General features: G+C 62.5%; 18 protein-coding genes and 1 tRNA gene. 8 read left to right on the top strand and 11 right to left on the bottom strand.

All coding sequences use genetic code 11. The annotated features are described in order from the left end of the window. The first annotated feature begins 217 nt into the window (after positions 1 to 217). From SKP52_RS10990 to SKP52_RS10975, 4 genes are all read left to right on the top strand, one after another. Entirely contained in the window at positions 218 to 1126 is a 909-nt protein-coding gene (locus SKP52_RS10990) for a tyrosine-type recombinase/integrase (protein WP_039574391.1), read from the top strand. Positions 1127 to 1130: 4 nt separating this feature from the next. Further along, positions 1131 to 2321, top strand: coding sequence for an IS91 family transposase (locus SKP52_RS10985; protein ID WP_039574394.1), 1191 nt, complete (start codon positions 1131 to 1133; stop codon positions 2319 to 2321). A gap of 451 nt (positions 2322 to 2772) precedes the next feature. After that, the gene (locus tag SKP52_RS10980) at positions 2773 to 4224 is read left to right on the top strand and encodes a coniferyl aldehyde dehydrogenase (RefSeq protein ID WP_039574735.1); all 1452 of its coding nucleotides are present in this window, start codon (positions 2773 to 2775) and stop codon (positions 4222 to 4224) included. Positions 4225 to 4278: 54 nt separating this feature from the next. After that, a tRNA-Leu gene (locus SKP52_RS10975) sits at positions 4279 to 4363 on the top strand. A 460-nt stretch (positions 4364 to 4823) separates the two neighbouring features. On the opposite strand, the gene SKP52_RS25355 is transcribed toward SKP52_RS10975, so the two are convergent. Genes SKP52_RS25355 through SKP52_RS10930 form a run of 10 tightly spaced genes read right to left on the bottom strand, consistent with a single transcriptional unit; the run spans position 4824 to position 12659 of the window. Then, positions 4824 to 4931, bottom strand: coding sequence for a DUF2474 family protein (locus SKP52_RS25355; protein ID WP_081997299.1), 108 nt, complete (start codon positions 4929 to 4931; stop codon positions 4824 to 4826). Beyond that, positions 4931 to 5929, bottom strand: a complete 999-nt coding sequence (cydB, locus tag SKP52_RS10970) for a cytochrome d ubiquinol oxidase subunit II (RefSeq protein WP_039574733.1) — start codon at positions 5927 to 5929, stop codon at positions 4931 to 4933. Before cydB ends, SKP52_RS25355 begins: the two co-directional genes overlap by 1 nt. After that, a complete protein-coding gene (locus tag SKP52_RS10965; protein ID WP_039574731.1) occupies positions 5926 to 7332 on the bottom strand; it encodes a cytochrome ubiquinol oxidase subunit I in 1407 nt (468 codons plus the stop codon). Before SKP52_RS10965 ends, cydB begins: the two co-directional genes overlap by 4 nt. A gap of 3 nt (positions 7333 to 7335) precedes the next feature. Then, positions 7336 to 7776, bottom strand: coding sequence for a DoxX family protein (locus tag SKP52_RS10960; RefSeq protein ID WP_052208120.1), 441 nt, complete (start codon positions 7774 to 7776; stop codon positions 7336 to 7338). Between the two features lie 29 nt (positions 7777 to 7805). Then, positions 7806 to 8435 (bottom strand): peroxiredoxin, encoded by a 630-nt coding sequence (locus SKP52_RS10955; RefSeq protein WP_039574729.1) that lies wholly within the window; start codon positions 8433 to 8435, stop codon positions 7806 to 7808. Positions 8436 to 8488: 53 nt separating this feature from the next. After that, complete coding sequence (locus SKP52_RS10950; RefSeq protein ID WP_039574727.1) at positions 8489 to 9274, bottom strand: sulfite exporter TauE/SafE family protein; 786 nt, start codon at positions 9272 to 9274, stop codon at positions 8489 to 8491. 4 nt (positions 9275 to 9278) lie between these two features. Further along, positions 9279 to 10859: a bifunctional protein tyrosine phosphatase family protein/NAD(P)/FAD-dependent oxidoreductase gene (locus tag SKP52_RS10945; protein WP_039574725.1), complete on the bottom strand. Its 1581-nt coding sequence runs from the start codon at positions 10857 to 10859 to the stop codon at positions 9279 to 9281. 26 nt (positions 10860 to 10885) lie between these two features. Next, positions 10886 to 11296 (bottom strand): DUF6691 family protein, encoded by a 411-nt coding sequence (locus SKP52_RS10940; protein ID WP_039574724.1) that lies wholly within the window; start codon positions 11294 to 11296, stop codon positions 10886 to 10888. Beyond that, positions 11293 to 11733, bottom strand: coding sequence for a YeeE/YedE family protein (locus SKP52_RS10935; RefSeq protein WP_039574722.1), 441 nt, complete (start codon positions 11731 to 11733; stop codon positions 11293 to 11295). Before SKP52_RS10935 ends, SKP52_RS10940 begins: the two co-directional genes overlap by 4 nt. Continuing rightward, complete coding sequence (locus SKP52_RS10930; protein WP_148309100.1) at positions 11730 to 12659, bottom strand: MBL fold metallo-hydrolase; 930 nt, start codon at positions 12657 to 12659, stop codon at positions 11730 to 11732. Before SKP52_RS10930 ends, SKP52_RS10935 begins: the two co-directional genes overlap by 4 nt. A 94-nt stretch (positions 12660 to 12753) precedes the next feature. On the opposite strand from SKP52_RS10930, the gene SKP52_RS10925 reads away from it, so the two are divergent. From SKP52_RS10925 to SKP52_RS24590, 3 genes are all read left to right on the top strand, one after another. Beyond that, positions 12754 to 13386, top strand: a complete 633-nt coding sequence (locus SKP52_RS10925; RefSeq protein ID WP_039574720.1) for a peroxiredoxin — start codon at positions 12754 to 12756, stop codon at positions 13384 to 13386. After that, positions 13383 to 13784: an ArsR/SmtB family transcription factor gene (locus SKP52_RS10920; RefSeq protein WP_039574719.1), complete on the top strand. Its 402-nt coding sequence runs from the start codon at positions 13383 to 13385 to the stop codon at positions 13782 to 13784. The genes SKP52_RS10925 and SKP52_RS10920 overlap by 4 nt, the downstream gene beginning before the upstream one ends. Before the next feature lie 478 nt (positions 13785 to 14262). After that, a complete protein-coding gene (locus SKP52_RS24590; protein ID WP_052208118.1) occupies positions 14263 to 14874 on the top strand; it encodes a response regulator in 612 nt (203 codons plus the stop codon). On the opposite strand, the gene SKP52_RS10910 is transcribed toward SKP52_RS24590, so the two are convergent. After that, positions 14860 to 16935 carry a sensor histidine kinase gene (locus SKP52_RS10910; protein ID WP_228383901.1) on the bottom strand — a complete coding sequence of 692 codons (2076 nt, stop codon included), beginning with the start codon at positions 16933 to 16935 and terminating at the stop codon, positions 14860 to 14862. The two genes, SKP52_RS24590 and SKP52_RS10910, sit on opposite strands and share 15 nt — an antisense overlap. 516 nt (positions 16936 to 17451) lie before the next feature. Here SKP52_RS10910 and SKP52_RS10905 point away from each other — a divergent pair. Further along, on the top strand, positions 17452 to 23325 hold the full coding sequence (locus SKP52_RS10905) for an autotransporter domain-containing protein (RefSeq protein WP_039574716.1): 5874 nt from the start codon (positions 17452 to 17454) through the stop codon (positions 23323 to 23325). Positions 23326 to 23413: the final 88 nt, after the last annotated feature.

Below are 23413 nucleotides of genomic sequence, written 5' to 3'. Positions count from 1 at the left end.
CTCAACTGCGGCTAGCCGGTAAAACCGGCAAGCCTTCTTATCTCTCCCCTGAAGGGGAGAGAGCAAGTCCTTCAACGGCAACTATCGGTCGGAGCACGAACCACTGCGTGGATTGGCGCTAGCCTCGATGTAAAGCCGTCCAGCGAGCGCCGCGTCTGATTGAACGTCGGCCGGCATAGGCAGACCTTTTCGACTTCTTCAACCGAGGAGTCGAACGATGAATGAGCTTGTTCAGATTAGCCCGATCAGCCCGCTGCGCCAGCGCCTGCTGGACGACATGGCGATGCGCAGGTTCGGACCGGAGACGCAGCGTAATTATTTACGCGATGTCGGACGGTTCGCGACCTGGCTGCAGCGCTCTCCCCACACCGCGACCGCCGAGGATATCCGCCAGTTCCAGTTCGAGCAGCTCGAAGCTGGCGTGCCGGCGCCAACGATGAACAGCATCGTCAGCGCGCTCAAGTTCTTGTTCACGCACACGCTCGACCGCCCCGATCTCGCGCGTAAGCTGATCCGCACCAAGCAGGTTCGCAAGATCCCGGTCGTGCTGACCATGGCCGAGGTGAAGCGCCTGCTCGATGCGACACGCTGCCTCAAGCATCAGACCGCGCTGTCGGTGGCCTATGGCGCGGGCCTACGGGTGGCCGAAGTGGCAGCGCTCAAGATCAGCGACGTCGACAGCGAGCGCATGTTGCTGCGGATCGAGCGCGGCAAAGGCGGGCGATACCGCAACGCCATGCTGCCCGAGGGCCTGCTCCTGCTCCTGCGTGACTGGTGGCGCGCCGGGCGGCAGCAGGGCATTTTGCGTCGCGACGGCTGGCTCTTTCCCGGACAGGGCGCAGCGGCCCATATCAGCACGCGCCAGCTCTACCGGGTCGTCGTCGAGGCCGCCGAGGCCGCGGATATCGCCAAGCGGGTTGGACCGCACACGTTGCGCCACAGCTTCGCCACGCACCTGCTGGAAGATGGCGTCGACATCCGCGTCATCCAGGTCCTGCTCGGCCACGCCAAGATAAACACGACGGCCTTCTACGCGCAGGTCGCAACGAAGACCGTTCGGTCGGTCGTCAGTCCGCTCGACAGGCTTGCGCTGGCCGCGCCGGACGAGGAGGCGCCTGACGGCTAAGGCGGTGCGCGCCTCACTCGAGGTCGCCGATATCTTCCGCAGCGCTGGTCCCGCGTATCGCACCGCGCAGGCCGGGCATTTGAGCCTGCATCAGCTCAAGATCATGTCGGCGATCGAACATTGCCGCACCGCCGCGCTCGGCGGTCATGTCGAGGCCTGCACCGACTGCGGGCACTGGCGGATCGCCTATAACAGCTGCCGCAACCGGCACTGCCCAAGGTGCCAGGGCGCTGCGGCGCGCAGCTGGCTCGAAGCGCGCGAGGCCGACCTCCTCCCGGTCGGCTACTTCCACGTCGTGTTCACCCTGCCTGCCGAGGTCGCCGCGATCGCCTATTACAACAAAGCGCTCGTCTATGACCTGCTGTTCAAGGCCGCTGCCGATACGATGCTGACCATCGCCGCTGATCCCAGGCACCTCGGCGCCCGGATCGGTATCACCGCCGTCCTCCACACCTGGGGCTCGGCGCTGACCCATCATCCGCACATCCACATGATCGTGCCCGGCGGCGGCATCTCCCGCGATGGGACACGCTGGATATCCGCACGTCCGGCCTTCCTCCTGCCCGTGCGCGTGCTTGGCGCCCTGTTCCGCCGCCTGTTCCTGACCCGGCTGCGCGCCCTCCATGACCGTGGGCAGCTCGCCTTCTTCGGCGGCATGACGCAGCTCGCCGACCGGCGCGCATTCCTGCGGCATCTCTCACCCGTCAGAAAGAAGCGCTGGGTGGTCTATGCCAAGCCGCCGTTCGCTGGGCCCGAGGCGGTGCTCGCCTATCTGTCGCGCTACACCCACCGCGTTGCGATATCGAACAGCCGCCTCCTCCGCTTCGACGATGCCGGCGTCACCTTCCGCTATAAAAACTATCGCGAGGCCGGCGCCGACCGCCAGCAGGTCATGACCCTCGCCGCTGACGAGTTCATTCGCCGTTTCCTGCTCCACGCCCTGCCGCGCGGATTCCACCGCATCCGCCACTATGGGCTCCTCGCCAGCGCACAGCGCAAGGCTCACCTCGAACGCGCCCGCCGTTTGCTCAGCGTCGCGCCGCCGCCCGCCGCCGACCCGATCAATGAGCCCGAGGCCCGGCCGCTCTGCCCGTGCTGCGGCGGCACCATGGTGATCATCGAGGTGTTCGAACGCCGCTACCTCGCCCGCGCGCCGCCACCCGCGCCGTCATCATCCGGGACACAGGCGCCGTGACCCGGCACGGCTCATCCACTCCCATAGCCGGCGCAGCCCTGCGTCCGGAAGCGGACACGCTTGCGCTCGCCCTGCCGAAAAGCAGACGCCAGACGCCCAAAATCAGACTGTCTCAGTTCAGACGTCTGCTCTCGCGACATAAAAGCTGCCGGTCCGCTCTCATGTCCGGCTGCTTTTTGACAGCTCTTGGCTACCCCGTGCCTCGCGCAAAGCAGCTTTCCCCATAGCTCAGTCTATGATCCCCGCGGTTCGGGCATCGAAGACTTTCTGACGCCTAACGGCGTCTGAAACTCTCAACGTTTCCCGACCGTCCGCTCGCCGCCCGGCTCAGATCCCGCGCCATCAGTATCGAGCCATGACCTCTCGATCGCCCTGGGCACGCAGGTTTCAACTTGCAACCGGCTGCGGGGCATGGTGAAGTCGTGCAAACTGGAAACGGGGAGATTAGGTCATGGCAACCGCGATCAAGGATATCGCCGGCGAAACGGCGCGCATGCACGCGGTTCTCGCGGCGCAGAAAGCAAGCTTCACCGCCGCCATGCCTGAAAGCCTTGCCGTCCGCACCGACCGCATCGACCGCGCGATCGCGATGCTCGTCGACCATGCCGAGGATTTCGCCAAGGCGGTGAGCGAGGATTTCGGGCACCGCAGCCGCGAACAGACGCTGATGACCGACATCATGCCTTCGGTCAGCGCCTTGAAGCATGCGAAAAAGCATATGGCGAACTGGTCGAAGGGCGAGAAGCGCAAACCGACCTTTCCGCTCGGCCTGCTCGGCGCCAAGGCCGAGGTCGTCTATCAGCCGAAGGGCGTCGTCGGCATCGTCGCGCCGTGGAATTTCCCCGTCGGCATGGTCTTCGTCCCGATGGCGGGCGTGCTCGCGGCGGGCAATCGCGCGATGATCAAGCCGAGCGAGTTTACCGAAAATGTGTCGGCGCTGATGGCGCGGCTGGTGCCCAACTATTTCGACGAGAGCGAGATGGCGGTGTTCACCGGCGATTCCGAGGTTGGCGTCGCCTTCTCGAAGCTGGCGTTCGACCATATGATCTTCACCGGCGCGACGAGCGTCGGCAGACATATCATGCGCGCCGCGGCGGACAATCTGGTGCCGGTGACGCTCGAACTCGGCGGCAAGTCGCCGACCTTTATCGGGCGCAGCGCGAACAAGGATCTTGTCGGCCAGCGCGTCGCGCTCGGCAAGATGATGAACGCCGGACAGATCTGCCTCGCGCCCGATTATCTGCTGGTGGCCGAGGATCAGGAGGGCGAGGTGATCGACCGCGTCACCAAGGGCGCGGCGGCGCTTTATCCGACCTTGCTCGCCAACGATGATTACACGTCGGTCGTGAACACGCGCAATTACGATCGGCTGCAGTCCTATCTCGCCGATGCGCGCGAAAAGGGCGCCGAGGTGATCGAGATCAATCCGGGGGCTGAGGATTTCGCAAGCTCGAACGGCCACAAGATGCCGCTCCATATCGTCCGCAATCCGACGGACGATATGAAGGTGATGCAGGAAGAAATCTTCGGGCCGATCCTGCCGGTGAAGACGTACAAGCATATCGACGACGCGATCGACTATGTGAACGCCAACGACCGACCGCTCGGCCTTTATTATTTCGGGCAGGACAAGAGCGAGGAAGACCGCGTGCTGACGCGGACGATCTCGGGCGGCGTCACGGTCAACGACGTCTTGTTCCATAACGCGATGGAGGATCTACCGTTCGGCGGGGTCGGGCCATCGGGCATGGGCAATTATCACGGGGTCGACGGATTCCGCACCTTCAGCCACGCGCGCGCGGTGTACCGCCAGCCCAAGCTCGACGTCGCGGGGCTCGCGGGTTTCAAGCCGCCCTATGGCAAGGCGACGGCAAAGACGCTGGCGAAAGAACTCAAGAAATAGCTTGGCAAAAAGCGGCGCTTCGCTTTAGGGGATGCGCCGCGCTGCAAGCGCCGTGCCCCTGTGGTGAAATTGGTAGACGCGCCGCACTCAAAATGCGGTTCCGCAAGGAGTGCTGGTTCGAGTCCGGCCAGGGGCACCATTTCCGGTCAAAACTTGGCACCATCCCGCCGGGGTGGCGATCGCCCCGAATAAGCATGCTCGATCGCCAGTTTCGAGCCGCAGATCGTGATTGGTCATTGCCGAAACCAGCCTTGCCGACGATGCGGCGGACATAGGCCTTATCCCCGACCTGCGTAATTTTCTGGGGTTTCGTTGATCACCGGCACTATCGTATCTCCGTCAGTGCAATTCGGTCCTACCGCTGGAGCCGACGAGTAAAACGGACCGGCAACGGGCGACGAGCCCAGTTTACGATCAGTCGCCGCGCACCGCGAAAGATCGAAACTCGGAATCGCGTCGTACCTTGCCTGTTTGCATTACGTGCTGGCGGGTGTCTGCTTTCGCTTTCCGCACGACAACGGCTGCCAGACCCCTAACGGCCATTCTCGGCGAACCCGCTCCTAAGCACCACGATCGCGGGATCAAATCACTGGTTCCAATCATGCGCGCAGAACGGCTCTGATTATCAACCCCACTGTCGCCAGCGCCAAGACACTTGCGGCCCAAATTGCGACAAACCAGCCAATCCGTTTCAGGCGCGCCGTCATCAATGATATCCATCCGCGCCCACCTTGCCGCGGAACACCCAATAGGACCAGGCGGTGTAGGCGAGGATGATCGGCACCATGATCGATGCGCCGACCAGCATGAAGACCTGACTGCGGTGCGGAGCGGCGGCTTCCCAGATAGTGACGCGCGCGGGGATGACGTCGGGCCAGATCGAGACACCAAGGCCGATCAGGCACAGACCGAAGAGCGTCAGCGCCCAGAAAAAGGGCTGCGCATCCTTTTTCAGTCGCAAGCTGCGATAGAAGAGGAAGGTTATGATCAGCGTCGCCAGCGGCACCTGCGCCGTCGCCAATACGCCCGGAAAGCTTAGCCACCGTTGGTAATATTGTGCCTCCAAGGTCAGCGTCGCGAGGCTGATCGCGCCGATCATCAGCAACAACGCGATGCCGAGGCGGCCGGCATAGGTCACTGCCTGGCGTTGCAAACCGCCTTCGGTCTTCCAGTTGAGCCAGCAGGCGCCAAGCAGCGCATAGCCGGTCAGCAACCCAAAGCCGGTCAACAGGCTGAACGGCGAAAGCCATTCCCACCAGCCGCCGGCATAGGCGCGGCCTTCGACGGTGATCCCCTGCAAAAGCGCGCCGAGCGCGATTCCCTGCGCGAAGGTCGCCACGATCGAGCCTGTCGTGAACGCGCGATCCCAGAATTCGCGGTGCGCCGGGTCCCGCCAGCGAAATTCGAAGGCGACGCCCCGAAATACCAGGCCGAGCAGCATCGCTATCATCGGTGCATAGAGGGCCGGGAGGATGATCGCATAGGCGAGCGGAAAGGCGGCGAGCAGTCCGCCGACCCCCATCACCAGCCAGGTTTCGTTGCCGTCCCACACCGGTGCGATGCTGTTCATCGCCGTATCGCGATCCTTGCCCACCTTGAAAAAGGGAAAAAGGATGCCGATGCCAAGGTCGAAGCCGTCCATCACGACATAGGCGATGATCGCAAAGCCGATGATCGCGGCCCAGACGACGGTGAGATCGATCATGCGATGTCTCCTTCGATAACCGCGGCGGCGGGCGTGATTCCGGCGGAGCGGATCGGCAGGCCGTCGAGCGCGGCTTCATGCGCTTCGGGCGGCTTTTTCATCAGGTGAAGCAGATACCAGATGCCCATCCCGAACACAGCGAAATAGACGATGACAAAGGCGACGAGCGATGCCGCGACCGCCGGCGCATCGAGCGGCGATGCACTATCCACGGTCCGGAGCAGGCCATAGATGGTGAAGGGTTGGCGTCCGACTTCGGTCGTCACCCAGCCGGCGAGTACGGCGATGAAACCGCTCGGACCCATCGCGACCGCGGCGCGGTGCAGCCACGGCCAGTCGTAGAGTTTCTTGCGGGCGCGGGCGGTCAGGCTCCACATTCCGATGCCCAGCATGGCAAAGCCCAGGCCGACCATGATGCGGAACGCCCAGAAGACGATCCCGACCGGAGGCTCGTCGGCATCGGGGATGGTGTCCAGTCCAGCGAGGGGAGCATTCAGATCGTGCTTCAGGATCAATGACGAAGCCTTCGGTATTTCGATGGCGTAATCGACGCGCTTCTCCTTGCTGTTCGGGATGCCGAACAGGATGAGCGGCGCGCCGTCGGGGTGGCTTTGATAATGTCCTTCCATCGCCATCACCTTGGCGGGCTGATGCTCGAGCGTATTGAGGCCATGCATATCGCCAGCGAATATCTGGATCGGTGCAACGATCGCCGCCATCCACATCGCCATCGAGAACATCTTTCGCGCGCCGGGATTCTGCCGGTCTTTCAGGAGATGCCATGCCCCCACTGCGCCGACCGCAAAGGCTGTCGTCAGATAAGCGGCCAGGACGGTGTGGACGAGGCGATAGGGAAAGCTTGGGTTGAAGACGATCGTCAGCCAGCTGTCGCCGGGCAGGAATTGTCCGTTCGCGCCCATTTCGAAACCCACCGGCGTCTGCATCCAGCTGTTGACCGACAAGATCCAGAAAGCGGAGACGAACGTGCCTGCGGCTACAGCGAGTGTCGCGACAAAATGAAGCTTGCGACCGACCTTGTTGATGCCGAATAGCATGACGCCGAGGAAGCCCGCCTCCAGAAAGAAGGCTGTTAGCACTTCATAGGCCATCAACGGTCCGATGACCGGCCCGGCCCTGTCGGAAAAGACCGACCAGTTTGTGCCGAACTGGTACGACATGACGATGCCCGACACGACGCCCATCGCGAATACGACGGCAAAGATCTTGAGCCAATAGCGATAGAGATTCGCGTAAACCCCTTTGCCGGTTTTGAGCCAGAGCCCTTCGAGCACGGCTAGGAAACTCGCCAGCCCGATCGTGAACGCCGGGAACAGGAAGTGAAAGCTGACCGTGAAGGCGAATTGCACACGGGCAAGAATGATGGCCCAGTCTTGCTCAATCATCGGTCAAAATCCCTTATTATCGAGTGCATAGGCACCGGGTCCGCGCGCCCAGATCAGCAGGAGCGCGCCCAATATGGCGATATTCTTGAACAATGGGCCGACATGCGAGGGATCGGGTACCAGATGCGTCGTGATCGTGACCGGTACGAGTGTCACGAATATAATCAGGGCCGAGGCCCGCGTCATGAAACCGATCGCCAGTGTGAACCCCGCCACGACAAAGGCAATCCCCGAAAGCCAGAGCAGGACCGAAGGATCGCCAATCCTGTCGACCATGCCCGCCCAGGGCGATTGCTTCATCCGTTCGAGCATCATCCGATGCTGGCCAAAATGACCGAGGCCGCCGACGATAAAGATCAGGCTGGTGAATATGCGGAAAAGTGGATCGATCAGCGCCTTCGACCGTGTGCCTGGTTCCAGCCAGCGTTCAATGCGTGTGAACATCTCGATCCCCCTCTCGGCTCATGGTTGACTTATGCGACCAATGTCGTGCGCAAATAAGGCCGGTGCGTCGTCCAGCCCTGCGGAAACAGCGTCACCGCTTCCTCATCCTTGATCGACGGCGGGATGATGACCTCTTTGCCCGCCGACCAGTCGGCCGGCGTCGCTATCCGGAACTTGTCGCCCAGTTGCAGCGCATCGATCACGCGCAAGATCTCGTCGAAATTGCGACCGACGCTCATGGGATAGGTCATCGTCAGCCGGATGCGCTTGGCAGGGTCGATGATGAACACCGAACGTACCGCCGCCGTCTCGCTCTGCTGCGGGTGGATCATGTCGTACATCCGGGCAATCGACAGGTCGGCATCGGCCAGGATCGGGAATTTGAGGTCGGTGTGCTGGGTGTCGTTGACGTCTTCGATCCACTTGCGATGTTCTTCGGCGGTATCGGTCGAAAGGCCGAGGGGCTTGGTGTTGCGTTTGTCAAATTCCTGCGCGAGCTGGGCGGTGCGGCCCATCTCGGTCGTGCAGACGGGCGTGAAATCGGCTGGATGGCTGAAGAGGAAGACCCAGCTGTCGCCGGCCCATTCATGAAAGCTGATCGGTCCGTTCTGGGTGTCGGCAGTGAAGTCGGGCGCAATGTCGCCAATGTGGAGAGTCATGATATTTTCCTTTTGATATTCGGGCTGTTCGCGTTTTCACATCTTCGCCGGGATCATAGGCCGATCTCCCCCCAGCTCTTCCAGAGCATGTAGAGGGCGACGATCATGACAAAGGCGGCAAAGACGGTGTTGAGTTTGCCCTTGTCGGCCGAAAGTGCGCGCGAGGCGCGGGTGCCTAGCGCGCTGCCCGCGACGCCGCCGAGGATGAAGACGCCCGCCAGCGGCCAGTTGACGAGACCCGACAGCGCATAGTTGAACGAGGTGGTGAGGCCGAATGCGGTCACCGCGATCAGCGAGGTGCCGATCGCCCGCAGGATCGGCATCGACGTTGAAGCCACCAGGCCGGGGACGATCAGGAAGCCGCCGCCGATCCCGAAAAAGCCTGAGAACACCCCAGTTCCCAGCCCATAACCGGCGACCTTTCCGACATTTTCGCGGCTGCACTGGGCGCCCTCAATGCCTTCGTCACCGCGCCGCCTGAACATCAGGATCGCGACGACGATCATCAGCAACGCGAACAGTAGCAACAGCTTGTGCCCGTCGATGCTCTTCCCGAGCGTCGAGCCGCCAAATGCGCCGACGACCCCGGCCGAGCCGTAGATGAAACCGCAGCGCCAATTGACCGTTCCCGCGCGCGCATGGTTCCACAGCCCGATCGCGGCATTGGCCGCCACCGCAAAGGCGCTGGTACCGATCGCGACATGCGGCTCTTTCACGCCGACGAGATAGAGCAGCAGGGGAACCGCCAGAATTGACCCGCCGCCGCCGACCAAGCCCAGCACGAATCCAACCAGGGCGCCCGAGACGCCGCCGAGCGCAAAATGGAGGGTGTCGATCATGTCGCTATCCGTTCGCGGCAATCAGGTGCGGCTTGACCATCCACTCGCGGCCCTTGAGCATACCGTGCCAATAGATCGGCGGCAGAATCGTGTCCTTCAGCAGCCACGACAGGCGCGAGGGCTTTGTACCGTCGATCAGCCAGTTCGGAAAACTCGGGAGCAGCTTGCCGCCATAACCGAATTCGGCAAGCACGATCTTGCCGCGCTCGACGGTGAGCGGGCAGCTGCCATAGCCGTCATAATCGGCGACCGGCGCCTTGCCATCGAGCGCGGCCAGCACATTGACCGCAACGACGGGCGCCTGCTTGCGCGCTGCGGCCATCGTCTTGGCGTTCGACGCCGAGCAGGCATCGCCGAGCCCGAAGACATTGGCGTAGCGGACATGCTGGAGCGTCGCTTCATCGACCTCGATGAATCCGCTGGGCGCGGCGAGCGGACTGTTGCGAACGAAATCGGGCGCCACCTGCGGCGGCACGACATGGATCATGTCGAAATGTTCGTCGACGCGGGTGACTGTATCGCCGCGTTTTTGCTCGAAGGTCGCGACCTTCGCGGGGCCGTCGATGGCGACCAGCTTGGATCCGAAATTCAGATGTGCGTTGTAGCGCTCGACATATTCCATCAGCGCCGGGACATAGACCCCAACGCCGAACAGCGCCGGGCCGCTGTTGTGAAACTGGACGTCAATGTCTTTGAGGACACCGCTGCGTTCCCAGACATTGCACGACAGATACATCGCTTTTTGGGGCGCACCGGCACATTTGATCGGCATCGGCGGCTGGGTGAACAGGGCCCGGCCACCTTCCAAATTCTTGACGAGGCGATTGGTATAGGGCGCAAGGTCATAGCGGTAGTTGGAGGTAACGCCGTTTTTGCCGAGCGTTTCGCTCAGGCCTGGAATGGCATCCCAGTCGAGCTTGATACCGGGACACGCGACCAGAACGCGGTACGACACCGAACTGCCGTCATCCAGCAACACTCGATCATCATCGGGCGCAAATCCAGTTGCCGCCTTTTTGATCCAGTCCACCCCGCGCGGCATGACCGAGCGTTCGGTATGGCGCGTGAATGCGGCGTCGAATATCCCCGCGCCGACCATTGTCCAGCCAGGCTGATAATAATGGACATCGGAGGGCTCGATAATGGCAATGGAGAGCTTGCGGTTCCGTTTCAGCAGACTGGCCGCTGTCGCGATCCCCGCGCTGCCGCCGCCGACGATGACAATGTCATAGTCGGCGCCGGCGTGCGGCGCCGATCGTGCGGTCGCCATGGCAGCCAGCTTTTCCGATCGGCTGCCCGAACGGCAGAAGGCGAGTATCGGTGACGGCAACTCGGCAAGAGCATTAGCCATCAGCATCGCGTCGGTCCCGGTCATCTGGCCCGAAACCACCGGGATATGCGCAAAGCCAATCTTATGCCGTTGCGCCGCCTCGGCAATCGCAGCGGCAGGCGGCTGCCCGGCTTCCTCGCCGTCGGGGCGGTTGCATATGATCGAGCGATAGCCGGCTGCGACGATCGCCGCGACGTCGTCGGGCTGAATCTGCGGGCTGACACCGAGCTGCAAATTGATTGTTCTAATATCCATGTCTCTTCTCCAGGCGTGGCTTGGGGTCAGCGGCTGGTGAGGCGGTGCAGGGCCATGCCAGCGCCCATTGCGGCAACCGCAACGATGGCATGGCTTGGAGCCAGCGCGAGCCCCGCAATCGCGGGGCCGGGGCAGAGGCCGCTGATCCCCCAGCCGACGCCGAAGATCACCGCGCCGACGGCAAGCGGTCGGTCGATCCCGCGGGTAGGGGGAAGGTCGAAAACACCGGCGAGGATCGGGCGCGCCATACGACGCTGGATCGCCCAGGCGATCGCCATCGGGGCCAGCGCGCCGCCCATGACGAACGCCAGCGTCGGATCCCAGGCGCCGAAGATGTCAAGGAAGGCGCGGACGCGCTGGGGGTCGGCCATGCCCGAAAGCGCCAGGCCCGCACCGAATATCGCGCCCGCCGCCAGCGCCGCAATCACGCGCTTCACAGCAGGCCGCCCGCGCGCATCAACGCGACCGTGGCGATACCGCTTGCCATGAACAACAGGGTCGCGGTGATCGAGCGCAGCGACAGCCGCGACATGCCGCACACGCCATGGCCGCTGGTGCAGCCCGAGCCCAGGCGGGTGCCATAGCCGACGAACAGCCCGCCCACGACGATCGGCCAGATCGACGCGGGGTAGCGGATTTCGACGCCGCCAAGCAGCAAGGCGATCACGGCGGCACCAAGCGGCAGGCCGATAATGAAGGCGAGTGCCATGCCGCGCGGCGCGCTGCCGGTTCCGAGCCCGGTCGCGCGTGCAGCAAGACCGCTGACCCCGGCGATCCGGCCGTTGCCTAGCAGCATGATCGCGGCGCTCAGACCGATGAGCAAGCCGCCGAGCAAACCCTCGACCGGCATCGCCTGCGGAAAGGCCGCGATCATACCGCGTTCACGGGGATCTTGAGGTAACGAATGCCGTTTTCCTCGGGCGCCGGCATATGACCGGCGCGCATGTTGACCTGGATCGAGGGCATGATCAGCCGCGGCATCGCCAACGCGATGTCGCGCGCTTCGCGCATCGCGACGAATTCATCTTCGGTCACGCCATCGTGTGCATGGACATTATGGGCGCGTTCGTCGGCGACCGTCGTTTCCCAGATATAATTGTCGCGGCCTTCGGGCAGATAGTCATGGCACATGAACAGGCGCGTTTCGGGCGGCAGCTTGAGGATGCGGCGCAGCGACTGGAATAGCTGGCGGGCATCGCCGCCCGGAAAATCGGCGCGCGCGGTACCATAGTCGGGCATGAACATCGTATCGCCGACGAAGACGGCGTCGCCGATGACATAGGCGTTGTCGGCGGGCGTGTGGCCGGGGACGTGCAGCACCGTGACCTCGATCTCGCCGATCTGGAAACGGTCGCCGTCTTTCCACAAATGATCGAAGTCGGATCCGTCGCGCTGAAAGTCGCTTCCGGCGTTGAACAATTTGCCGAAGCTGTTCTGAACGGTGACGATATGTTCGCCGATCGCAATTTTGCCGCCCAGCTTTTCCTGGAGGTACGGCGCCGCCGACAGATGGTCGGCATGCGCGTGCGTCTCGAGCAGCCAGTCGATGCCGAGGTCATGCTCCTTGACGAAGGCGACGATCTTGTCGGCCGAGGCAAACCCCGTGCGACCCGCCGCCGGATCGAAATCGAGCACGCTGTCGATGATCGCGGCGCGCTTCGTCGCGGGATCGTGGACGACATAGGACACCGTATTCGTCGCATCGTCGAAGAAGGCCTTGATCGCCGCCGGTTTCGCCCTGGCTGCGATCACTTGGGCGCTGGCGTGGGCAATGGTCGAATCGGTCACTTCTGCCTCCATGAATTCATATTTACATAAACTATGTAATCGAATAGAAAGATTGCGTCAAGTCCGCACCGGCGGCATGGATTTTGGGGATGAAAGACCGAGACTTATGATAGACAAGATCGATACCGAGGGGCGGCGCTCCCTACGGCTTGGCGATGAAGCGCCGCCTTTCAGCGCAAGATCGACCAAAGGCGCGATGAAGCTCGCCGATTATCGCGGGCGCTGGCTCGTCTTCTTCTCGCACCCCGCCGATTTCACACCGGTCTGTACGACCGAGTTCATCGCTTTCGCCAGGCGACAGGCTGACTTCGATACGCTCGATTGCGCCTTGCTCGGGCTGTCGGTCGACAGCCTCTATTCGCATCTCGCCTGGGTGCGCGCGATCGAGGCGCAGTTTGGCGTCGCGATCGAATTTCCGATCGTCGAGGATCCGAGCATGGCGGTCGGCCGCGCCTATGGCATGATCGATGATGCGGCGCAGGACAGTTCTGCGGTTCGCGCGACCTATTTCATCGATCCCGACGGAGTTGTTCGCGCGATCAACATCTATCCGCACACGGTCGGTCGTTCGGTCGACGAGATTTTGAGGACGCTCGCCGCACTCCGGCGCACCGCCGACGGCAGCGTGCTGGCCCCCGAAGGCTGGCGTCCCGGCCAGCCGTTGCTCGCTCCGCCGCCCGAGCGGATGATGGAAGGCGACGATCTAGGCTGGTTCTGCCGTACGGTCGACGCCCCATGAGCGCGATTTACCAGGACCGTGCGCTCGCGGACAAGGCCGTTGAAAAGCTGCGCGTCTATGCCCAGCCGCAACGGCTGATGATCCTCTCCTGCCTGCTCCGCGGCGGGCGGACAGTGGGCGAAATCGAAGCGGCAACGGGGATCGGACAGCCGGCGCTCAGCCAGCAGCTAGCCGAACTGCGCCGGGCCGATATGGTCGTCACGCGGCGTTCGGCGAAACAGGTGCATTATGATCTGGCGGATGAGGGCGTGGGTGTATGCGTGCGCGGCATGGAGGCGATCTTTGCCGGACCTGTCACGACAGGAGAATTGCTCGCAGCGGCAATCGTTTCTGAAAGTAGCCAGAAGGAACGGGAATTACCTCCCTCAGGCGCGGCTGTTTTTGCCCGCCTGGGGTGAAATATTGCTGACCCCTGGCAGCTATCGTCGACGTCGAACGGTCAGACGGTCTGCTGACAGCTAAAGGGGCCGTTCGCTCGTTCCCCTTGGCCATTTCGCCCACAGGAGAATGATCATGCGAAAGTCTGAATTCGCCTATTCTTCGCCACGCCACAACCGGCCAATCTTCAGTTCGGGTTGACCCTAAACTCTTTTTGGGATCACGCGTCGATCGAGGGCTGCCACAATTCAGTTCCTGCCGCTCTGATACCCGGGAAGGGCAGGAGGGTCAGTCTCGAGCCGTTGTAAGGCCGGTCGAGGCCAAAAGGCTCCACCCAAGAGGGTGGGGCCTTTTTGTTTCAAGGACGAGTCGAAGGCCACTCGACGGGCCTCTGTTTGTCTGGCGACGGCCCTAATTCTTGCAGCACCCCGCATCAATTCGGGTTGCAGAGATGCTATAATCCGCAGAAAAGCGAGTGGGGATGGGTGGGGTGTGGGCATGAAACACAATATTCTGATCGTGGACGATCACCGTATCACGCAAAGCGGGCTGCGATTCCTCTTCGCGTCACTCGACCGCTATGCCGTGGTCGGCGCCCTCGATTGCGGGGCAATGGTCAATGCCTTTGTCCAGTCGCAGCCGGTCGACCTGGTTATCCTCGATCTGAACCTTCCCGACGTGCGTGGGATCAACGTTCTCGCCGAAATCGTCGGCTCGCGGGACATGACGGTGATCATTCTGACGGGCGAAACGCATCTCAACGAGATTCATTCGGCGCTCAAACTCGGCGCGCGCGCGGTCGTCAGCAAATCGGATCCTTTGGATCATATTGTCGCAGCCTGCGACGCGGCACTGGCGGGTGAAGTTTATATTTCTCCGCACATCGACGAGGCGCTCGGCAAATTTCAGCAGCCGCCGGTTGCCCTGTCGTCACGCCAGATGGCCATTCTACATTATCTGGCACAAGGCGAGACGAACAAGGAGATCGCCTATCGCCTGGCGATCGCGCCGCCCACCGTTTCCTTCCACATCGCCGAGCTGCGACGCAAACTCGACGCTCCGCACAACCGTAAAATCGTAGATCGCGCGAACGAATTAAACCTGCTCTGACGCCGTCGCGAGAAGGGGATGATCCAACATTTCGCGGCAGGCAGGTTTGATTGCAGCCATTGCGACAAGATGGCTGAGGCGCCCGCGCGTAACCGTGGTATCATCATAGGTAAGGGCGATGACCCGCCTTTTGTCCTCCGCTGATCCCAATCCCGCCTCGAAATCGCCGCGCTGGTCGAAATCGAGGACGGCCCACGCCGCCAGACCTGCCTGCAAATCGCCGACTGAAATCGGCGTGATGACGGTGAAGGCCGCGGGCAGGACGATCCGGATTTCGGTGCCGCCTGGCGTGGACGAGACGATCTCCAGCTTCCCACTGAGCGTTTCGATAATGCGCTTGGCCGATCCGAAACCCGAACCGGTTCCCGCTATGCTTTCGTTACCGCGAATTCGCGTGACGGCGTCGCCGTTCAGGGCAGTGGCGACTTCGGTGGACATGCCGCTGCCGCTGTCGGTGATTTTGATGACGGCCTGCCCATCCACGCGTTCAAGACTAACGCAGGCACCGCCGGTTTCGGTATATTGGTAGCTGTTGCTGAGCAAATTGGCGAGCGCGCGCATGAGCAGGGGTTTGTCCGAAATTATCTGGACATCGTCCACAATACGGACCTCGAGCAGCAGCTTTTTGTTCGCGAAGGGCGCCTTGAACATCATTGCAAGCGGCTCGATCAGTGCCTGACCCCGAAAAACGCTGAGCGAGACGAAATCGGAATCGCCTGGGGCGATGTTGGCGCCCGAGATAGTCGTCGAGACGATCTCATTCAGAAAATCGGCCGAGCTTTCGAGCATCTCGACAAGCGAAGAGTCACTATTTGTACCTTCCTGCCGTTTGAGGACCTCGACCGCACTATTGAGCGCGAGGATCACCTGTCGGCTGTCATGACCCGAGGCATGAAGCAGCGCGTTCTGGCTGCTGACGGTCTCGAGGGCGAACGCCTTTTCTTCGGCCAGCCGTTTCGCCCGTTCGCTGATTTCCAGACGCTCGCCCAGCGACTGCGCGAAATTGGCGTCGGCAGCGAGTTTCTCCTGCTGGATTTTCTTGAGATTCAACCCGAGGGCCAGCGTGACCATGATGGATTCGAAGAGCCCGACCGGCCCGGCCAAGTGCCAGTTGATCGGCAGCCAGGTGAAGACGCCCATTGAGGCAACGGCCGCATATATGATGAACAAGGCGAGGCTGGCCCAGCCCACGAAAAGCGGCCACAGCTGGAATCCGAGCTGTTTCATTGCGGCATAACCGACGAAGGGCAGGAAGAGCGCGACGGCGACCGCGACGAGCCATCCCGACATGTGGAGGAAAAACCGAACCTCGGCCGGGTACAGTGACAGCCCCGGCTGAACCAGCATAACCGCGACGGCGAACAGAATGAGCGCTCGAAGCACCAGGTCGCGTTTCGGGAAATTATCCGCCGTCTTCACAAAGCTTCGGCAGAATTGCGCCATCGCTCCTGCAAATCCGCATTTGAAGAAGTCTTCGACGGCAACCCCGGTCAGCGGCCTGTCGTACAGAAAGAAGATGGTGATATAGCCTTCCGAGTGAACCGTGTTCAGAGCGAAAAAGGCTTCGGCAACCGCTAACCACAGAAACTCTTTGAATCCGGTAATCGAGAAAAATAGAAAATTGAGGAGGAGCAGAGTCAGCGCGCCAACAACGACACCCGACACCATCGATATATTGGCTCGCCGGTCCTTGAAGAAGGTCCCATAGCTCTCGATCCGGAGGGGCATGTAGGTCGAATTTTCGGAAACGAACTCGATGACGACCAGTTTCTCCTGACGCGGGGCGAGCACGAGTTCCGAGCTGAATGCCTGATAGGTGCCGAGATTCTGCCGGGCAACCTGCGGATCGGTGCCGTCGACAATCAATGAGAGTTGATTTCCCTCGGCTTCATAGAGCCGGAAATGCTTGAGCGAGCCGCGGCCGGTGGTCAGAATCCAGCTTCCCTGCTCGCGGCTCGCATTGCGGACTTTCAGCAAGACGACGGTCCGAGTACCCGGCGGCCCGAAATGGATGGTCGACCCTTTGATATGTTGAAGAGACCCCGCCAGAATGGCGTTCAATTGAGGCGTCCGCACTGTACCCGGTCGTTTGGCGAAACGTACGAAAGGAGCGATCTCCGGCGCATCTTCGCCTGCCCGCAGATCAAGTTGCGGTAGCTTTTCAGTTTCCGCCTTCGCCGGTTGCGCGACGAGAAGGCACAGAAGACCAAAAATTGCGAATAATATTTTCATCGCGCCCCCGCGCCGAGGCGGGGATCGAACGCGTCATTGCGTCTCCGACGCGCGCGCCTCGCGCGCTCGCCAACTATCTCGACCCACCCCCCGGTGATCCCTTCCCGTAACGGGGTCTGACGTCCGGGCGCAAGGGCCGTCGCAACGGTTTGTCGCAAATTCACCCTAAATAACATTGGGTAGACGTTGAGGGCCCCCGGCACCTAGGCAACGCGCACAAAGCCGAGGATGGCAATCCGTCCATCGGCTGGGGGACGCAAAAAATTCGAGGTGGGGTGGACCGGCCGGAGAGCATCAGCTCTCCGGCGAACCCTTTCTTCGCCTGCCATGCCGAGGGGACTACACATGACGCCTGTTTCGAAAACCCGCCTTCTGACGACCAGCGCGATCGTCGGCCTGTCGATTGCCCATCTGACGTCGCCTGCGATGGCGCAGGAAGCGTTCGGCATTCACAACGACCAGCCCGGAACGCTGGAAGTCACCGTGGCCGACGGCGAAACCGTCGAGGGCAGCATCATTGGCGTCTACGCCGACAATGGCGCGGTGGTGGTCGACAATGCGGGCACGATCCGCGGCAACGGCACCGACTTCGGCAGCATCCAGCAGCGCCCGAGCGGCGGTGTCGTGATGTCGCAACCGGGTTCGACCGTCACCAACAGCGGGACGATCAGCGGCGCCGCCAACGGGGTGACGACATCCTATTTCTTCGGCGAAGACGAGGCGGGCGACGATCTGCCGCCGCAGGCGCTCGCGGCCGACACGACCGTGACCAACTCGGGCCTGATCCGCGGCGAAGCGGGGAGCGGCGTGGCGTTGATCGGCGGTGGCGACGTCGTCAACAGCGGCACCATTCAGGCTTTTGGCGCCGCCGGCGTTCAGGCGACGGGCGTGGTTATCGCCGAATTCCCCGAGGCGGTTGCCGAGGGCGTGACCGGCATCGGTTCGGTCACCAATACCCAGTCGGGCCTGATCGAGGGCCAGCTGTTCGGTGTATTGCTGTCGGGCGGCGGCACGATCGATAACGAAGGGATCATCCGCAGCACCGGCACGTTCAACCCGGCGACGCCGAACGTTTCGCCCTTTGGCGTTATCTTGACCGCCAATGCGAACCAACCCGGTCGCACCGCAACACTCAACAACAGCGGCACGATCAGTGGTTTCCTTGGCCTGCTCGCCAATCAGTCGCTCGAAACGGCGATCATCAACAACAGCGGCGTGATCTCTGGACAACAGAGCGGCCTCATCGGGCTCAACAGTGGCGATCTGATTATCAATAACGAGGTCGGCGCCCAGATTACGGGCAACGGGCCCGCGATCACGTCGAACGCCGGCACGCTGACCGTCGACAACGACGGCTTGATCCGCAGCAACACGCAAGCCGCGATCAACATCACGACCCCCGACGCCGTTATCGACAATAGCGGTACAATCCAGGGCGCCACTTTCGGGATCACCACTAACCCGTTCCAGGTCAGCCCGGGCGTGGTCGAGGACCGTTCGATCAATACCACGGTCAACAACAGCGGTTCGATTGTCGGGCTCAACAACGATGGTGTCCGGCTACAGGGCGGGGGCAGCGTCAACAATAGCGGCACGATCAGCGGGCAACTGAACGCGCAGGCCGATGGCGTATCGATGTTCGCGCTGGTGACCCAGGATTTGGGAACATTTTCCGCGCTCGTCACCAACAGCGCCGAGGGCACGATTACAGGGGTTCGCTCGGGCGTTACATTGTCTTCCGGCGGCACGGTTGAAAATTCCGGCGCTATCGCGGGCGGCGGTGCGGGTATCCTCATCCAGAACGGGCTTGGCGGCACGCCGGTGAGCGGCGCCATCACCAACAGCGGGTCGATCGTCGGTGGCAATGGCGGCGCGGGGTTGTTTGGCGAAGGTGTGGTCGGCTTTGGCGAGTTCGACAGCTTCACGGTTACGAATAGTGGCGAAATTACCGGAAGCGCCAGCGATGGCGTTGCCGTAAACACAACCAGCGATACGGCAATTACGATTACCAACGCCGAAGGCGGTACGATCACTGGCGCTGCGTCGGGGATCGAAACCGTGCTGGGTGCGCTCACCCTGACCAACGCCGGGACCATCCGCGGCAACGGAACCAACCAAGGCGTGAATGCCGCGCCCGACGCGGGCGTGACGATCACCGACGGCGGCAGCTCGATTACCAACAGCGGCACGATTTCGGGCAATCGCCTTGGAATAACGACGGCCAACTACTTCAACGCAGCGACCGGTCAGACCGAGGGGCGGGCGATCAATACCAGCGTGGTCAACAGCGGCTCGATCATTGGTGAAAATGATGACGGCGTCCGCTTGATCGGTGGCGGCAGCGTTGAAAACAGCGGCGAAATCCGCGGTCTGGCCGGTGATTTCACCGACGGCATTTCGATGTTTGCCTATGTTGCGCAAGCCAATGAGAATTACGGCGCATCGGTCGCCAACGCTGATGGCGGCGAAATCAGCGGGACGCGGTTCGGCATCATTCTCTCGGGCGGCGGCGACGTCGCCAATGCAGGCCAGATTACAGGTGTTGTCGGCGGCATCTTCATTCAGGGCACCGCGCTCAACACCGATCCGGGCGAGGATCGCAGCGGCCTGACAGCCAATGTTGTGAACAGCGGCACGATCACCGGCACGGGGCCGCAGCAGTCGCTGGGCCAGGACGGCAATGGTTATGGGATCGGCTTCGGCAGCGATATGTCGACCGCCACGCTTCAGAACAGCGGGACGATCACCAGCGAACAGTCGGTGGGCGTCTCGCACGGATCGCTCGCTGACCTGACGGTGACGAACGCCGCGAGCGGCGTCATCACCGGCGCGACGTCGGGCATCTACGGCGCGGCTAGCGGCACTCTCATTGTCGACAATGCCGGCACGATCCGCGGCGAAGGCACATATGACGGCTTCGACGCCGTGCCCGACGCGGGCATCACCATCGGCACCGCCCGCTCGAGCGTGACCAACAGCGGCACGATCAGCGGCGCGGGCGCAGGCATCACGACGGCTTATTTGTTCGATGACGAAATCGGTCAGCTCGTCTTTCTCGCTGCCGGCACCACGGTGGAAAATAGCGGCACGATTGCCGGCGAATCGAACGACGGCGTTCGCCTGATCGGCGGGGGCAGCGTCACGAACAGCGGTGCGATTTCGGGAGGCGGTTCGGCGCTCGCCGACGGCATTTCGATGTTCCGCGCCGAAGAGCAGGCTGCTGACGGCTATGCGGCAACGGTCTCGAACGGCGCCGCAGGCACGATCGACGGCGCCCGCTTCGGCATCATTTTGTCGGGCGGTGGCAGCGTCGATAACGCCGGTACGGTCGTCGGCGAGCTTGGCGGTGTTGTTATCCAGAGCCAGTTCGATGGCGAGGATGCTGGCCTGACCGGGACGCTGGCCAACAGCGGATCGATCAGCAGCGCAGTCGGCACGGCTGTCCAGTTCAACGCTGGATTGGAATCGGTGGTTGTAGACAACAGCGGCTCGATCAGCGGTGCGACGGTTGGCCTCGGGCACGGCACCGACGGCGCCATGACGCTGACCAACAGCGGCACGATCACCGGCGGGCAGACCGGGGTTGAGAGCAATGCTGGTGGTACGGTGACGCTGGTGAACAGCGGTACGATTTCCAGCGCAACCGGAGCTGCTTTCACGTCGTTGACCCAGACGAGCCTGGACAATTCGGGCATCTTGTCGGGCGGATCGGGCGTCGCTGTGCAGCTTGGAGCGTTTGACGACGGGGTGACGCTGCGCACCGGTAGCGCCATCACCGGCGCGATCGATGCAGGCGCAGGCAACGATACGCTGACGCTCGACGGCGACGTCCTCGAACTCACCGAAGCGCAGCAACTTTCGGCTGCCGACGGTTTTGAAAACCTCGACGTCGCCGCCGGATATTGGTCGACTTCGGGCCTTGTCGGGGCGTTCGACAGCGTGTCGATCGACGAAGGCGCGGCGCTGCGGGTGAATGAAATCGACATTGGCGGAGAGGGCGAATCGCCTATCCTGACCCCGGCGGTTCGCACCAACGGCCTGCTCGTACTCAACTTCGGCACCGACGAAACGGTGTCCGCGCTCGACGATCTCACCATCGACGGAACAGGTCAGCTTCAACTGATCGGCGACGCGGTGTTCACGGTCGATACCGCGAATATCGCCCACACCGGCGGCACGACCATCTCAAACGGCGGGCTCGTCCTTACCGGCTTGCTCCAGGGCGATGTAAAGACCGAGGGCACGGGTTATTTCGAACTGGGCGCCGGCGGGACCGAGGGCAGCTTTGCAGGCAATATCGTCAATGACGGCCGCTTTGTCTTCAACCGATCCGACGATTATGATTTCCTAGGCGCCTTCTCTGGTTCGGGCGTGCTCGACAAGAAGGGCGACGGCGCGCTGGTGTTCATGGGCGACTATGCGTTCCAGGGTGTCACCAACATTCTCGGCGGCGCGGTTCGCATCGGCGGGACGATCGACCCGACGACCGAATTCGACCTGGGTGAAGGCGGTACGCTCGACATCACCGGCAAGGACCAGACGATCGGTGCGCTCGAAGGCGACACGGGTTCGACCGTCGTGATCGGCGATAGCGAGCTCACCGTCGATCAAACCGGCAATACCGCGTTCGGCGGCAATATCGCCGGGGACGGCAGCTTGGTGAAAGAGGGCAGCGGCACGCTCAACCTGACCGGCGACAGCAGCTATACCGGCCCGACCTCGGTCAACGGCGGTACGCTCGCGGTCAACGGCTCGATCGTCTCGCCGGTCACTATCAACAGCGGCGGCACGCTTGGCGGCAACGGCAGCGTCGGTTCGACCACCGTCGCGGACGGCGGCCGTATCGCACCGGGCAACTCGATCGGCCAGCTCACGGTCAACGGCGATCTCGCCTTCGCGGCCGGCTCGATCTACGAAGTCGAAGCCAATGCCGCGGGCGCGGCCGACCGGCTCGATGCAACCGGCGCCGTCACGATCGCCAGCACTGCGGGCGTCGCGGTGCTCGCCGAAAACGGCACCTATAGTCCGCGCACCGACTATGTGATCCTGACCGGCGCGGGCGGCATCACCGGCACTTTCGGATCGGTAACGAGCAACCTGGCGTTCCTCGATCCGCTGCTGCGCTATGGCGCCAATTCGGTGACGCTGTCGCTTTATCGCAACGACATTGATTTCGCCGATGTCGCGCTGGGCTTTAACCAGGCGAGCGTAGCGACCGCGGTGCAGGCGCTCGGCGTCGACAATCCGCTCTATGAAGCGGTGCTGGTGCAGAATGCGGCGGGCGCGCAGGCAAGCTTTGGCGACCTGTCGGGCGAAATCCTCGCCAGCACGATCAGCGGGCTGACCGACGACAGTCGTCATCTTCGTAACGCGCTGTTGGGAATGCAGGCGCCCGAAGAAGGCGGGGCGTTCGTCTGGGGCTCGGCGTTTGGCGGCTGGGGCGATTTCGATGCCAATCGCGGCAACTTCGCGATGGACACCGATCATAAGGGACTGGTCGCGGGCGTCGGCATTGGCGGCAACGGCTTCGCCGCGGCCTTGTCGGCGGGTATCGGCGGCTCGGACTTCCACTTGGGCGGCCGCAACGACCGTGCCGATGTCGAGAGCAAATATCTGGCTGCCCACGCCACCTATGGCGCGGCAGGCGGGCTGCGCGGCACGATCGGCGTCAGCTACGCCTGGCACGATATCGACACGACGCGCGCCATCAGCGTAGCGCCGCTGGCGCAAACGCTCAACTCGAAACGCGATGCCGACACGCTGCAGATCTTTGGCGAAATCGGCTATGATATCGTCACCGGCAACACCGCGATTACGCCTTTCGCAAGGTTGGCGCATGTCGACACGGGCAGCGACGCCTTTACCGAAACGGGCGGCAATGCGGCGCTCGCTGTCGGCAAGGCCGATCAGAAGACGACTTTCCTCAGCCTTGGCGCACGCGCGCAGTTCAATGCGGGACAGCCGGGTTTCCAGCCCTATGTATCGGCCGCCTGGAACCGCGCGTTCGACGATCGCGGCGCTCCCATCGTTTCGCGTTTCGAAGCGGGCGGGCCCGCATTCGATATCGTTGGCACGGCCATCCCGAAAAATTCTGCCGAGGTCGAGGCAGGCTTTGAATACACCACGGGGTCGTTACGCCTCGGCGCTGCATACACCGGCACGCTGGCATCGGATCGCAACGTCCATGGTGCCCGGGTAACTGCGCGCATCGCATTCTGATTTTGCGACCCAATCGGAAGCGACTAACGCAGTTTGAGGCCGAGGCGACGCTCGTCGCTTCGGCCTCCTTGATTTCCTACTCTAGGCC

This window comes from Sphingopyxis fribergensis (assembly GCF_000803645.1).
In the GTDB taxonomy this organism is placed as follows: domain Bacteria; phylum Pseudomonadota; class Alphaproteobacteria; order Sphingomonadales; family Sphingomonadaceae; genus Sphingopyxis; species Sphingopyxis fribergensis.
This window is presented reverse-complemented; position numbering and strand designations above follow the sequence as displayed.